This is a genomic window from Tardiphaga sp. 839_C3_N1_4 (assembly GCF_051811045.1).
Lineage (GTDB): Bacteria > Pseudomonadota > Alphaproteobacteria > Rhizobiales > Xanthobacteraceae > Tardiphaga.
The window spans coordinates 177,598-190,802 of record NZ_JBPWQD010000001.1; the positions used below are offsets into that span (position 1 = coordinate 177,598).

General features: G+C 61.4%; 16 protein-coding genes. 7 read left to right on the top strand and 9 right to left on the bottom strand.

Annotation, left to right across the window (positions count from 1 at the left end; all coding sequences use genetic code 11):
- Positions 1–88: 88 nt before the first annotated feature.
- A complete protein-coding gene (locus AB8A38_RS01020) occupies positions 89–1,102 on the bottom strand; it encodes a zinc-binding alcohol dehydrogenase family protein (RefSeq protein ID WP_439084612.1) in 1,014 nt (337 codons plus the stop codon).
- A gap of 120 nt (positions 1,103–1,222) precedes the next feature.
- Between AB8A38_RS01020 and AB8A38_RS01025 the strand changes: the two genes are divergently transcribed.
- From AB8A38_RS01025 to AB8A38_RS01055, 7 genes are all read left to right on the top strand, one after another.
- Positions 1,223–1,627, top strand: coding sequence for a winged helix-turn-helix transcriptional regulator (locus tag AB8A38_RS01025; RefSeq protein WP_439084613.1), 405 nt, complete (start codon positions 1,223–1,225; stop codon positions 1,625–1,627).
- 65 nt (positions 1,628–1,692) lie between these two features.
- Positions 1,693–3,105, top strand: a complete 1,413-nt coding sequence (locus AB8A38_RS01030; RefSeq protein WP_439084614.1) for a DegQ family serine endoprotease — start codon at positions 1,693–1,695, stop codon at positions 3,103–3,105.
- Positions 3,102–4,433: a replication-associated recombination protein A gene (locus AB8A38_RS01035; protein WP_439084615.1), complete on the top strand. Its 1,332-nt coding sequence runs from the start codon at positions 3,102–3,104 to the stop codon at positions 4,431–4,433. The genes AB8A38_RS01030 and AB8A38_RS01035 overlap by 4 nt, the downstream gene beginning before the upstream one ends.
- Entirely contained in the window at positions 4,430–5,899 is a 1,470-nt protein-coding gene (locus tag AB8A38_RS01040; protein ID WP_439084616.1) for an RluA family pseudouridine synthase, read from the top strand. The genes AB8A38_RS01035 and AB8A38_RS01040 overlap by 4 nt, the downstream gene beginning before the upstream one ends.
- A gap of 4 nt (positions 5,900–5,903) precedes the next feature.
- Positions 5,904–6,584: a 5,6-dimethylbenzimidazole synthase gene (bluB, locus tag AB8A38_RS01045; RefSeq protein WP_439084617.1), complete on the top strand. Its 681-nt coding sequence runs from the start codon at positions 5,904–5,906 to the stop codon at positions 6,582–6,584.
- Between the two features lie 38 nt (positions 6,585–6,622).
- The gene (locus AB8A38_RS01050; protein WP_315842698.1) at positions 6,623–6,937 is read left to right on the top strand and encodes a hypothetical protein; all 315 of its coding nucleotides are present in this window, start codon (positions 6,623–6,625) and stop codon (positions 6,935–6,937) included.
- A 74-nt stretch (positions 6,938–7,011) separates the two neighbouring features.
- Positions 7,012–7,803 (top strand): ATP12 family chaperone protein, encoded by a 792-nt coding sequence (locus AB8A38_RS01055; protein ID WP_439084618.1) that lies wholly within the window; start codon positions 7,012–7,014, stop codon positions 7,801–7,803.
- Between the two features lie 103 nt (positions 7,804–7,906).
- Here the strand turns inward: AB8A38_RS01055 and AB8A38_RS01060 are convergent, their stop codons facing one another.
- The 8 genes from AB8A38_RS01060 to AB8A38_RS01095 all read right to left on the bottom strand — a co-directional run bounded on the left by AB8A38_RS01060 (position 7,907) and on the right by AB8A38_RS01095 (position 13,186).
- Positions 7,907–9,118, bottom strand: a complete 1,212-nt coding sequence (locus tag AB8A38_RS01060; protein ID WP_439084619.1) for a hypothetical protein — start codon at positions 9,116–9,118, stop codon at positions 7,907–7,909.
- Between the two features lie 252 nt (positions 9,119–9,370).
- Positions 9,371–9,844, bottom strand: coding sequence for a hypothetical protein (locus AB8A38_RS01065; protein WP_439084620.1), 474 nt, complete (start codon positions 9,842–9,844; stop codon positions 9,371–9,373).
- Between the two features lies 1 nt (position 9,845).
- Positions 9,846–10,076 carry a hypothetical protein gene (locus AB8A38_RS01070; protein ID WP_439084621.1) on the bottom strand — a complete coding sequence of 77 codons (231 nt, stop codon included), beginning with the start codon at positions 10,074–10,076 and terminating at the stop codon, positions 9,846–9,848.
- A gap of 270 nt (positions 10,077–10,346) precedes the next feature.
- Positions 10,347–10,697, bottom strand: coding sequence for a hypothetical protein (locus AB8A38_RS01075; protein WP_439084622.1), 351 nt, complete (start codon positions 10,695–10,697; stop codon positions 10,347–10,349).
- A gap of 238 nt (positions 10,698–10,935) precedes the next feature.
- Positions 10,936–11,211 (bottom strand): hypothetical protein, encoded by a 276-nt coding sequence (locus AB8A38_RS01080; protein WP_439084623.1) that lies wholly within the window; start codon positions 11,209–11,211, stop codon positions 10,936–10,938.
- A gap of 73 nt (positions 11,212–11,284) precedes the next feature.
- Positions 11,285–11,638 (bottom strand): hypothetical protein, encoded by a 354-nt coding sequence (locus AB8A38_RS01085; RefSeq protein ID WP_439084624.1) that lies wholly within the window; start codon positions 11,636–11,638, stop codon positions 11,285–11,287.
- Positions 11,635–11,979, bottom strand: a complete 345-nt coding sequence (locus tag AB8A38_RS01090) for a hypothetical protein (protein ID WP_439084625.1) — start codon at positions 11,977–11,979, stop codon at positions 11,635–11,637. The genes AB8A38_RS01085 and AB8A38_RS01090 overlap by 4 nt, the downstream gene beginning before the upstream one ends.
- Before the next feature lie 460 nt (positions 11,980–12,439).
- Entirely contained in the window at positions 12,440–13,186 is a 747-nt protein-coding gene (locus AB8A38_RS01095) for a hypothetical protein (RefSeq protein WP_439084626.1), read from the bottom strand.
- Positions 13,187–13,205 lie beyond the last annotated feature (19 nt).

A 13,205-nucleotide genomic window follows, 5' to 3' on the forward strand; every position in this document is an offset into this window, starting at 1 on the left:
AGCTATCGTATGAGAAGAGCGCATCCAGGGATGCGCTCTGTTGTCGTAGGTGTCTTCAGGCGAGAATTTCGCGGTAGCAGTTTCGTGATCACCAGCCTTCGAGCACGATCTTGCCGTGCGACTTGCCGGATTCGAGCAGCGCATGCGCGCGCTTGAGATTCGCGGCGTTGATGGTGCCGAAGGTCTTGTCGAGCGTCGTGCGCAGCACGCCCTTGTCGATGAGATCCGCGACGTCGTTGAGGAGGTAATGCTGCGCGATCATGTCGGGCGTCTGGAATGACGATCGCGTGAACATCGATTCCCAGTGCACCGAGACGGCCTTGCCCTTGAACGCGGACATGTTGAATTCAACGGGATCGTCGATCAGTCCGAGCTTGCCCTGCGGGGCGATCAGATCGGCAAGTGCCTTGTAGTGCTGCTCCGTCCCCGTGAGGCTGGCGATGAGGGCGACGGGCGGCAGTTTCAATGCGTCGATCTGCTCCTTCAGCGGCTTGCTGTGATCGATCACCGCATGTGCGCCGAGATCCTGGCACCACTTGATCGTTTCAGGCCGGGAGGCTGTTGCAACAACTGTGAGGCCGGTGAGGCGGCGTGCGAGCTGGATCAGGATCGAGCCGACACCGCCGGCACCGCCCATGATCAGCAGCGTGCGCGGATCGAGGCTCTTGCCGGGAGCGACGCCGAGCCGATCGAACAGCAGTTCCCAGGCGGTGATCGCGGTGAGCGGCAACGCCGCAGACTGTGCGAAGGAGAGCGAGGAGGGCTTGCGGCCGACAATGCGCTCATCGACCAGATGGAACTCGGCATTGGTGCCCTGACGCTGGATCGAGCCGGCATAGAACACCTCATCGCCCGGCTTGAACACCGTCACATCGGGGCCGACGGCATCGACGACGCCGGCGGCGTCATAACCGAGGATCTTGGTTTCGCCGGCCGGCGGCGCCGCGCGCTTGCGCACCTTGAAATCGACGGGGTTGGCCGAGATCGCCTTCACCGATACGCGGATGTCGCGACCGGTCGGTTCCGGCTTCGGAGCCTCAAAATCGACCAGCGCGTCAACTGCGTCGACCGGGAGGGATTTGGTGTAGCCGACTGCTTTCATTGGGTGCGCTCCATGCTTCTGGCGGGAATGTCCCACAGGAGGTGTCCCGAGGCGACAACAATTGCAAGTACTGTCATTTCAGGGATATAGTCACCGAATGGATACTATTGGATATTTGCGGTGAAACGGCGTGATTTCGGCAATGGGCCGGGCTGTCCGGTCGAGGTGACGCTCGATCTGATCGACGGCAAGTGGAAGGGCGTGATCCTGTATCATTTACAGCAGGGGCGGCTGCGTTTCGGCGAGTTGCGCAAGCTGATGCCGCGGATCACGCAGCGCATGCTGACCAAGCAACTGCGCGCGCTGGAAGAGGACGGGCTGGTCGTCCGGACAGTCTATGCCGAGGTTCCGCCGCGGGTCGAATATGCACTATCGGAAACCGGGCTCGGATTGCGCCCGGTTATCGATGCCCTCAAGGCGTGGGGTGACGCGCACAAGATGCGCCAGAAGTCGGCCGCGGTCGCAGCGCCCCAGCCGCGCAAAAAAGCGCCGGTGGAGAAGGATGTGCCGGCGGACGCAAGCTAGTTCCCGCCCTTCTATTGCCCCGCTCAGCAGCCTATATTCGCCGCGATTTCCTCAAAGAGGCCATGATGATCCCATTTTTCCGCAACGCTGCGACCGTTTCCGCTCTGTGCGCCATTGTCCTGTCGTCCGCACTCGCGCCGGCTGTTGCACAAGATCGCCGGGTCCCGACCTCACCCACTGAAATGAAGCTGTCCTACGCGCCGATCGTGCAGCGGGTGCAGCCGGCCGTGGTGAATGTCTATGCGGCCAAGACGGTGCAGAATCGCAATCCGTTACTGGACGATCCGGTGTTCCGCCGCTTCTTCGGCGGCCAGGGCATGCAGCCGGAACAGATGCAGCGTTCGCTCGGTTCGGGTGTGATGGTCGACGCATCGGGCCTCGTCGTTACGAACAACCACGTCATCGAAGGTGCCGACCAGGTGAAGGTGTCGCTGGCGGACAAGCGCGAGTTCGAGGCCGAGATCGTGCTCAAGGATAGCCGCACCGATCTGGCAGTGCTGCGCATCAAGGACAGCAAGGAGAAATTCCCGACGCTGGATTTTTCCAACTCCGACGATCTGTTGGTCGGCGATGTCGTGCTCGCGATCGGCAATCCGTTCGGCGTTGGCCAGACCGTGACCCACGGTATCGTGTCGGCGCTGGCGCGCACGCAGGTCGGTATCACCGACTATCAGTTCTTCATCCAGACCGATGCCGCGATCAATCCCGGTAACTCGGGTGGTGCGCTGGTCGACATGACCGGCAAGCTGGTTGGTGTGAACACCGCGATCTTCTCGCGCTCCGGCGGTTCGCAGGGTATCGGCTTTGCGATCCCGGCCAATATGGTGCGTGTTGTCGTTGCTTCCGCCAAGAGCGGCGGCAAGGCTGTGAAGCGTCCGTGGCTCGGCGCGCGGCTGCAGAACATCACGCCTGAAATTGCCGAAACGCTCGGCCTCAAGACGCCGTCTGGCGCGCTGGTCGTCAATGTCACCGCGAACAGCCCGGCGGCAAAGGCGGGCCTCAAGGTCTCGGATCTCGTGACCGCCATCGATGGCCAGGCCATCGAGGATCCGAATGCGTTCGAATATCGCTTCGCGACGCGGCCGCTCGGTGGCACCGCGCAGCTCGATGCACAACGTAGTGGCAAGCCTGTGAAACTGACCGTTGCGCTCGAGGCTGCGCCCGACACCGGTCGCGATGAGATCACGCTGACGGCGCGTTCGCCATTCCAGGGCGCCAAGGTTGCCAATATCTCGCCGGCCGTTGCCGACGAGTTGCGGCTGGATTCCAGCACCGAAGGCGTCGTCATTACAGAACTGACCGATTCCGCCACTGCGGCTGGCGTCGGCTTCCAGAAGGGCGATCTCATCATCGCGGTCAATGGCACCAAGATAGGCAAGACCAGCGATCTCGACAAAGTGACGCGCGAGGGCGCGCGGCTGTGGCGCATCGTCGTGGTGCGCGGCGGCCAGCAGATCAACGTTACACTCGGCGGATGAGCCCGAAACAACCCACGCCTTCTGCAAACCTGTTTGCCGCAGCCGGGCTGGAGCAGGACGCGCCGCGTCCGCTGCCGGAGCGGCTGCGGCCGCGTGTGCTGTCCGATGTGGTCGGGCAGGATCACATCCTTGGGCCCGATGGCGCACTGACGCGCATGCTGGAAACGCGTACGCTGGGTTCGCTGGTGTTCTGGGGACCGCCCGGCACCGGCAAGACCACGGTCGCGCGTCTGTTGGCGGATGCCACCGAATTGCAGTTCGAACAGATCTCCGCGGTGTTCTCCGGCGTCGCCGATCTGAAAAAAGTGTTCGAAGCCGCGCGTGCCCGCCGCGAGATGGGCAAGGGGACGCTGCTGTTCGTCGACGAGGTGCATCGCTTCAACAAGGCGCAGCAGGATTCATTCTTGCCTGTGATGGAAGACGGCACCGTGGTGCTCGTCGGTGCCACTACCGAGAACCCGTCCTTCGAGCTCAACGCCGCTCTGTTGTCGCGCGCGCGCGTGCTGGTGTTCCAGTCACTGGATGCTGCTGCCATCGAGAAACTGTTCGCGCATGCGGAGAAGGTCGAAGGCCGCGCTCTGCCGCTCGACGCCGAAGCTCGCGCTGTGCTGGTACGCATGGCCGATGGCGATGGCCGCGCCGCACTGACACTGGTCGAGGAAGTCTGGCGCGCTGCGCGGACCAATGAGATCTTCAATGCCGCGCAGTTGCAGGACATCCTGCAACGCCGTGCGCCGATCTACGACAAGTCGGCCGATGGCCATTACAATCTGATCTCGGCATTGCATAAATCGGTGCGCGGCAGCGATCCCGACGCGGCGCTGTACTATCTGTGCCGGATGTTAGACGCCGGCGAGGACCCGCTGTTTCTGGCGCGCCGCGTGGTGCGGATGGCCGTGGAGGACATCGGTCTTGCCGATCCGCAGGCGCTGGTGATCTGCAACGCCGCCAAGGACGCCTATGATTTTCTCGGCCATCCCGAAGGTGAACTCGCCATCGCGCAGGCCGTGATCTACATCGCCACCGCGCCGAAATCGAATGCCGCCTATATGGCCTACAAGGCCGCGATGCGGACCGCGAAAGAGGGCGGCTCGCTGCTGCCTCCGAAACACATCCTGAACTCGCCGACCAAGCTGATGAAGTCCGAAGGCTATGGCGACGGGTACCAATACGACCACGACACGCCCGAAGCTTTCTCCGGCCAAGACTATTTCCCGGAAGCCTTGGGGCGGCAGACCTTCTATGATCCGCCTGAGCGCGGGTTCGAACGCGAGATTCGCAAACGGCTGGATTACTGGACCAGACTGAGGAACGAGAGACAATCATGAGCCGTCGCGACAAGAAGCCTCTCGCCAAGCGTGGCCCCGGTGGTGAGCGCAGCAAGGCGCCGCGTGGCAAGGGCGCAGCACCGAAGCGCGCTGCCTCCAAGGCCGCCCCGTCGAACGGCGAGCGGCCGTCATTCGGCAAGGCCGGCCGCGTGAGCAGCGACCGCCCGATGAGTGCGCGTCCGCCGCGCGCCCGGGCCGGTGAGCGGCCGGAACGCTCGGAGTGGGCGGAGCGGCCGGAACGTGCCGAGCGATCCGAACGCCCTCAGCGTGCCGAACGAGCCGAGCGCTTCGATGCGCCCCAGCGGTCCGAGCGACCGGGCAGCAAGCGTCCACCAAGCGCGCGTCCTTCCGGTTCGCGTCCGGGTGGGAAGTCCGCGCCGCGTTACGGTAATGCGCCGCTCCGCGAGCCGCGGCCGCCTGTGGCCTATCTCGATGAAGAGCCAGCAAAGCCGGAAGTCGCGCCGGCGCCGCTCCCCACCGCCGTGCAGAACGTCATCGTCACGCCTGACGAGAACGGCATGCGTGTCGATCGCTTTCTCGAAGCGCATTTCCCCGGCCTGTCCTTCTCCCATATCCAGCGCATCGTCCGCAAAGGCGAGCTACGCGTGAACGGCAAGCGCGCCGACAGCAAGGATCGGTTGGAAGAGGGACAGACCGTCCGTATTCCGCCGCTGAAGCTCGATGCGCCGAAGGTCGTCGGTGAACTCTCCGAGGCTGCCAACAAGACGCTGCAGGCGCTCAAGGAGATGACGATCTACGAGGACGCCGACGTCATGGTGCTGAACAAGCCGGCTGGTCTTGCGGTGCAGGGCGGCTCGGGCATGACGCGGCATGTCGACATGATGCTGGAGGTGATGCGCGACGCCAAGGGACAGAAGCCGCGCCTGGTGCACCGTCTCGACCGGGAAACGTCAGGCTGCCTGCTGATCGCCAAGACGCGTTTTGCAGCGACCAAGCTCACCGGTGCGTTCCGCGAACGCTCCGCGCGAAAAATCTATTGGGCGCTGGTTGCCGGCGTGCCGAAGCCGAAGCAGGGCCGTATCTCGACCTATCTGGCCAAGGAAGAAAACGAAGAAGACACCATCATGCGCGTCGCCAAGCATGGCGACGAGGGCGCAAGCCATGCGGTGACCTATTACGCGGTGGTCGAAACCTCGGCGCAGAAACTCGCCTGGGTGTCGCTGAAGCCGGTGACGGGGCGTACGCATCAGTTGCGTGCGCATATGGCGCATATCGGTCACGCGATCGTCGGCGATCCGAAATATTTCAACATCGAGAATTGGCAATTGCCGGGCGGCATCCAGAAGCGCCTGCATCTGCTGGCGCGCCGCATCGTGATCCCGCATCCGCGTGGCGGCGTGATCGACGCGACGGCGCCGCTGCCGCCGCATATGCTGCAGTCGTGGAATTTGCTCGGTCTCGAACACGACCGGTTCGATCCGATCGAGAACGCACCGGAAGAGTAGGGCGTTGTCGGGCTCCGACAACATCACAGGCGCGACGCCAGCAACAACCGGGGCGCCGGAGTTCGACGCCGCGTTTCGCGCGCGTCTGCATGATCTGTTCGTGTGGCGCCGCGATATCAGGCACTTCAAGTCCGATCCACTGCCTGCGGGCTTTCTCGATCGCCTGATCGATACCGCGTGCCTTGCGCCTTCGGTGGGCCTGAGCCAGCCGTGGCGCTTCGTGATTGTCGATGACGCGTCACGCCGTCAGGCGGTGCTGGAGAATTTCAGCGCCTGCAATGCCGAGGCCTTGAGCGCCTATACCGGCGAACGCGCGCAGAACTATGCGACGCTCAAACTCGCCGGCCTGCGCGAAGCGCCATGCCACCTCGCGGTGTTTGCAGACCACGCGACGGATGTCGGCCACGGCCTCGGCCGCCGTACCATGCCGGAGATGGCGGATTATTCGGTGGTGACGGCGATCGCTACCATGTGGCTCGCCGCGCGGGCGGAGGGCATCGGCATGGGCTGGGTCTCGATCCTCGATCCTGCAGCCATCGCAGTGACACTCGATATACCCCGTGATTGGCGGTTGATCGGCTATTTCTGCATCGGCTATCCGGAGATTAATGATGATCGGCCGGAACTCGAGCGCGCCGGATGGGAATGCCGTCACACGGCAGCGGATCACATTGTCCGGCGCTGACACTTGATGTGATGCGGGATCGTGACGACATGAGGCAGATGAGACATCGCCCCATCCCGTTCGCTGTGGCGGCCGCCGTTGTGGTGGTGCTGTCCGCTGCGCCGGTATCGGCGCAATATATCGGAGTGCCCGGCAACCCGGCTTTGATCACGCCACTGCCGCCCGCACCGCCACCGCCGCGGATAGAAGTACCTGTCGTGCCGCAACTCGGCGATCTGCCACGACAACAGAATGTGCCGCAGGCGCGGCGCTCCTTCAGTGATCGCATCACCGACTGCCTTCAGGACGGTGCTGCTGCGGGTCTCGGCCCCAATGATCGTGCGACCTATTCGCGAGCCTGCGCTAATCGCTGACACGAGCGATTTGATCTCGCGTGGCGCCTGTCTGTCGCGTAAAGTATGGCGGGATAACAGGATCAAGACCATCGATGCGTGAATTGTTTGACGAAGTGTACGGCCAGTCGCAGCTCGATCCGCAAGAGGCCGTGCGACGGTCGACGCGAGGTCCGCAGCGCAAGCGCTTCTACAAGACCGTTGGGATGAGCGAGACGCCCGATGGTTTTGCCATCACGCTCGACGACAAGACCGTACGCACGCCGTCGCGCCATCCGCTGGTCGTTCCTACATCGGCCATTGCCGAGGTCATGGTCGCGGAATGGGATGCGCAGCAGGATGTCATCGACCCCACGAGCATGCCGGTGACGCGGCTGGCCAATAGCGTGATCGATGCGATCCGCGACGAGGCGCGGACCCTGGCGGTGGCCGACGATATCGCAAAATACTTCAGCACCGATCTGCTGTTCTATCGCGCGGGCTATCCTGAGGCGCTTATCGCGCGCGAAGCTGCGGCATGGGACCCTGTCTTGTTTTGGGCAGCCGATGATCTCGGCGCGCACTTCATTCTGGCCGAGGGCATCGTGCATGTCAGCCAGCCCGAACAGGCCATCGCATCTGCCCGTGCGGCGCTGCCGAGCGATCCATGGGCGATCGCCGCGCTGCATCTGGTGACGACGATCACCGGCTCGGCGCTGCTCGCGCTGGCGCTGCTCCATGGTCATCTGAATGCCGATCAGGTCTGGACCGCGGCCTTTGTCGACGAGGACTGGAATATCGAGAAGTGGGGCCTCGATGAGGAAGTCGCCGCGCGGCGCGCGGCGCGGCAGGTGGATTTCAAGGCTGCCGTGCTGGTACTGAAGGCGGTCGCACCGTCAGCGGGTTAATCGGAAGTTAACATCTATCAACTTCGTGCCGCTCTAAGCAACTGATAAATCGAAACTAATTAAGTCGATCTGGTCCGCGGTCCTGAGATGGTCCCGGGTCTGTTTACGAGGCGTTCTTCGGACGGAATGCTACGCGCTTCTCCATGACACGGCGGTGAGCTTCAACCATGTCGCGGTCGTAGATTTCCGTCGTCTCGGTTTGTGTGTGGCCGGCAAGCTTGCTGCGATCATCCAGCGATGCACCAGCCTTGCCACCTTCGGTAATTCCGCCAGCGCGAAGGTCCCGATTCCACAGCTTCTTCGGCAGGCCGGCGGCCTGGAAGTCTCCCTTCCATCCGTCCTCGAATTGGTCAGCGAAGTAGGGCAGGCCGGTTTTAGAATTGATGATCATCGGCCCCGACGCAGGGATGGCGGTCAGTTCTTCGCAGACCATCGGGCACACTGACAGGTCAAACGATACATCGACCTCGCTGGTGTCTTCGGTCTTCGTGGGCTTGACCCGTTCCAGGATCATCCCGGTGCCGATCGCTGACCAATTCATGCCGACCCACTTCATGCCCTTATGCAGGATAGCGGACGGCTTCGGATCCGACAGGGGGAGCCATTGGCCGATGATGTCCCATTGCCGCAGCGTGGTCTCGAACTGCAGCGCATAGACCAGAGCGCGTTCCGGTGCGCCGCGGGCGTGGGCCGCCTTTCGGGCCGCTGTGATCTGCTCGGCCGATGGAGCAAACGTGCGACGCTTGGGACGTGGGAATTCCAGCTCACCCAGCACGTTCTGAAAGTCCTTGACGCCCGCCATGCGGCAGACCACGCCAAAGCTCACAGCGGCCTTTAGAACCGCGAGAACCATGCGTGCGCGCGGCAGCCGGTCTTTCCCATCCTCGTCGTAGCGCCATTCGTTGAACCAGCGCTTGACCGCCCGGCCGTCTGACAGCCCAATACGGACCTCGCCGATGTGACGCTTGAGGCGCCCGATGTAGACGCCATAGGTGTGCTTCACCCCGGGCTTGAGCGCGTGGAAGGTGCTCTCTGGATCGGTCTCGTAGATCTCCAGCAGCGAGTTGAAGCGGCCATCAAAAACAGCGCCAGGCTTCATGGCGCCTTTCATCCACAGCAGCATCTCGTCCTGCAGGCGGCGCGCACGTTTGACCAGTGCCGCAGGATCGTCTGCAAGCGCCGACAGGTTGGCCGACTTCACCTCGTAGCCCTTATCGGTCGCTTTGGGATCAGCGAACCAGTACGGGACCGGCGGGCCGTTCTTGCGGCCTCGCCACTTCAGACCGGGACTTGCCGGCCGTTTTCTTTGGTCCATGGAAATTACCCTCTATTCCATTGGGAGCGAGCGGGGTCACGGCCGACAGCCCGTAATCGCTGTCGAGATAAGCTTTGACGGCGGGCACATAGCGGCCGCCCCACACGGGATCCAGCTTCGGCATTCCGTACCGCTCCTGCAATGAGGCAAGACCCGAAAACTCCCTCCTACGGTCGTATCCGAGTACGGCTTCCCCAATTTCCTCGTCCGTGGCGAACAAAGGGAGGTTGGCCCAGGTCTTCGGGACACGGCTCATGGAGCCTCCCCGAGTTTTTGCGGAAGGGGCGCGGGAGTGCGGCGCTCCGCAGTTCGCGCCCTGTCACGGTAGCGCATCGCCAAATCAAGCCACTCTTTACGACCCCCGCGGGCCAAGACTCCCTCAGCTTTTTGCGCGCGACGATGAAGGTCGCTCACCCTATCGCGAAGCTCCGCTATGGTGTTGTTGACCGCATCGGTGAACCTTTGCCAGTCGTTCAGCGATCCAGTTGTCCCGGTAGAGGCCATCCGTTCGATCTCGCGAGCAAGATCGGGGAAGAGTTCAAACGCGTTGTAAGCCGGGACATTGCGAAGTGAAGGGTATGGAGATTCAAACGGCGTGCCATCTTCCTGGTAAAGAAAGATGCCCGATTGAATCTTCACGAACCGCATGTCGTCAGAACTGACTAGCTCGGCCGAGTGTCCGAGCATGGTTTCAATAGGACGTTGCCAATCAATGGTGTCACTCACGTCACGCCCCCAGTTCCACGAGAAGCTCATCGTCTGACATGATCTCTTCGAGAGTCGGAAACTTGACTCCATTGCGTTCAAGAAATTTGATTTCGCTGTCGCGCTCTTGTTCGATCATTCGCACATTGTGTTCGCGCCACTCACGGGCCTTCTTAGTTTTTTCCTGCAAGACGCGAGCGCGCTCATGCGATAGACGAAGTTCAATTGCGTCGAGATGGCTGAAATCGGTCAAGTCGCTCTCCATCGGTTGATGGTTAGAAGATATCATCTATTCCATTCAGATCAATAGATGATATCAACAAAATCACCTCTTGTAACAATACGTGATATCATCTATATTCTTCGACATGGGCAGAACACAGATCAACGAAGAGCAAATCCCGGCACGCTTCCCGAAGGGGACGCGCGCGCGGATAGACGCGGTACTGGACGAAAAGGAGCCGGTCGCAGAATTCCTGCGAGTGGCCGTCGAGCGAGAGTTGAAACGCCGAGAGCGCAAGGCCTAGCCTCCCACGTCTTTAGAGGGCAACGAAACACCCTTCAGTGCCTCGTCCACCATCAATCGCCATATTTCCCCTGCCGCTATGTCCTTATCGAGGTCATCCATCTCGCCATAGATGTTGCGGTAAGGCCAACTGGCTACCCGCGCTGCAGCATCCATCTCCCAAGTCGCCTCCCGCGGCACGACGACCGAGCCCTGGAGCGCGGCGGTGAGGGCGGCGCGGACCTTGTTCGAGACAATCTCACGCGCGGCAATCACGGCTGGATTGTCAGAGTGCTGGTCTTCCTCGAATAGGCCCGGCTCCATGATCTCAGCCGCCAGCCTCACCGATTCATCACTGATCTGCGTCATGATTTATCTCCGGCGGAAGCGTGGCGAACACAAAGTCCCGAGAGCTCAACGATGACGTAGCCTTCGCTGTCGCTATCGAGTTCGCAAATGCAGCCCTTGGCCGGGAATGGCGCTCGACCAACATGTTGGCAGTTCGAGCATGTTTTTCCATGCGCACGTAGAGATATCAGCGCTCGCTCGCGTTCGGCGTGAGCCAGTTCACGCTTTTCTCTTCGGCGCTGTCTTGCGGCGGTGCTTATCATTTACCGTTGCCCTCCGTCGCAAACAACGCGATACCGGTCTGCAGATCGTCGATTAGCTGATCGCCGTCATCGGGTGGCCAGCTCATATTGCAGATGGTATTCCGGACAGACTTCTTGCACCGATCGCGCTCGGCCAAGACGGCGGCGTCGCGTTCGGCGCGAAGCTTGGTGATCAGGTCATCGATCTGAGCAGCTAGATCCCGCGTCTCTGATGCGAGCACATGGCTGTACTGACTTGCGATATCCCAAGCCTCTTTGCTGTGCTGTCTCATGGCCTGCCTCCATTGTCAGCGTCGATAGCGGCCTGGATGGAGTCGCCTTGATCCCCAAGGATGAAAAGACCGCTCATTTCGGCACGTTCCGCTTGTCGCGCGTGACGATAATTGTGGATTGATGGTTGCCGCGCATGGCGTCGATTACGTTGGGATCATCAACGCGGTGCGGCGGTGCTTCCGGGTCGCCCTCGCCATGCAGAAGGCGATATGAGTTGAAATCGTCGGCAAGCTCGCGGAGGCTGGCCACGTATTCCGGTTCATAACCAAGCCGCTGGCAGATATCAGCATAGGCGCGCAAGGCATCAGGCGTTGCCGGATCTCGTGCGCCGAGCACAAAATGCGGCCAATGCGGTATCGATCCATCGCGACGGACTACCAGAAACTTCCCTTCGGAAAACTCTTCTGTTTTCGCCCAGACCTTCATGACTGATCTCCTTGGGTTGATTGTTTATTGACCGCCACTGACGGGCTGGGTTGCGCGGTCTCATAATCATCAAAACCAAACGCGCCGGATTCGATCATGTTGACGAAAGCCTTGTCCGCCATGCGGTGGATCAGGGTGGTGCCATTCTCGCTTTCGGCGTTCAGCTCTCGGCAGAACTCCTTGGCGAACTCGGCCTGATCTGTGACCTTCTGGCGCTTATCGATCACATTAAGACCCCAAGCTCCGTCGATGGCGGTCTGCATAAATGCGAGCGGAAAGCGGATGACGACAGCGTCGCCCTCGATTGCGGCGTAACCGCCATGAACTCTTGGCTGCGTCATGACGCCTCAACCCCGCGGCTCGGTGCGAAAATCGGCTGGTTAGCTTCCCATCCGGACTTCAACCCAATCCGGTAGGCGTGCGCTTCGACAGAGCGCGGTGATTTATTCATCTTCTCGCTGATCTGACGGAAACTGAGCCCTGCAGCGGCTAATTCTCGGAGAGTGATATCCTCGTCGGCGGAGTAGTTGCCACGGCGATTTCGGTTTTGCTCCGTCCTAGTAGCCCAACGGCAATTGGCAGGCTCGTAATTGCCGTTATTGTCGATACGATCGAGCGTGTATCCAGGCCCAGGGCGCAAGCCCATATCAGCATAGAAGTTTTCGAACGAGTGCCATCTGTCGCACACGGAAATTCCACGACCGCCGTAATCGGCATAAGCCTTGTGACTGGTTCGCATACAGCGAGCGCGCATATGCTGCCAAACGTTGAACTCAGGGGTGTATGTTAGGCCGTGGGATTTCATGACTGCATGCCCCCGCTTGTTTCGTCATTGCGAGGCGGCGCGAGAGCTAAAATGGCATCGGCTTTAGCGAGAGCGTCAGCTTGCTTGTGCTGCAAAATGCGATGGTGACTTACATTTGTTGCGGAGACCCAGGCGGACGGGTCAATGACCTTGGCCATATCGTCACGCGATGGCTGCCACGCCGAGGCGGGGGCTGCAGATAGGGCGGCGTCAATGTGATCGACAACGGTCTCAGCCGGCGAGATGCGATTTGGCATCCACAGCGTGCAGCACAGCACCGCCGGATCGGCTTCCATGATCGCAGCGCGGACGTTGCGCAGCGCCTCGCGTTCAGCGGTCGTGGCAGTAGAACTTGGATCTGACGGCGGGACTTTCACCACGGCGGCAGGGCGCGATCCCTGCATCGTGTCGTCGCAATTCCGGTCATTGCCGGACCCAGCGCTATCAGTTGCTTCCCCGCATTTGCGCGGGCAACCGCTTGCGCCGTCAGAACTGGTGTAAAGCGGCGTCAGCCCGCGAACAACGCGGACATAGGGCGGCACATCACCCTCGCAGAAATCGGGGCTCTCGGTGCCGTCGCCGTTCGACTTCCAATAGAAGTGGCCAAAGGGCTTCCGCATGCATGGGGCAGCAAGGCTGAGCCCGCGCTCGGCCAGCATCTCGCGCATTTGGCCGGCCTTGAAGTCGCCAGTAAGCCCTTCGACGTACTCCCAGAACTGTTCTTGCGTCCATTTCTCACTCACTTTGCGCCTCCCTCAGCCA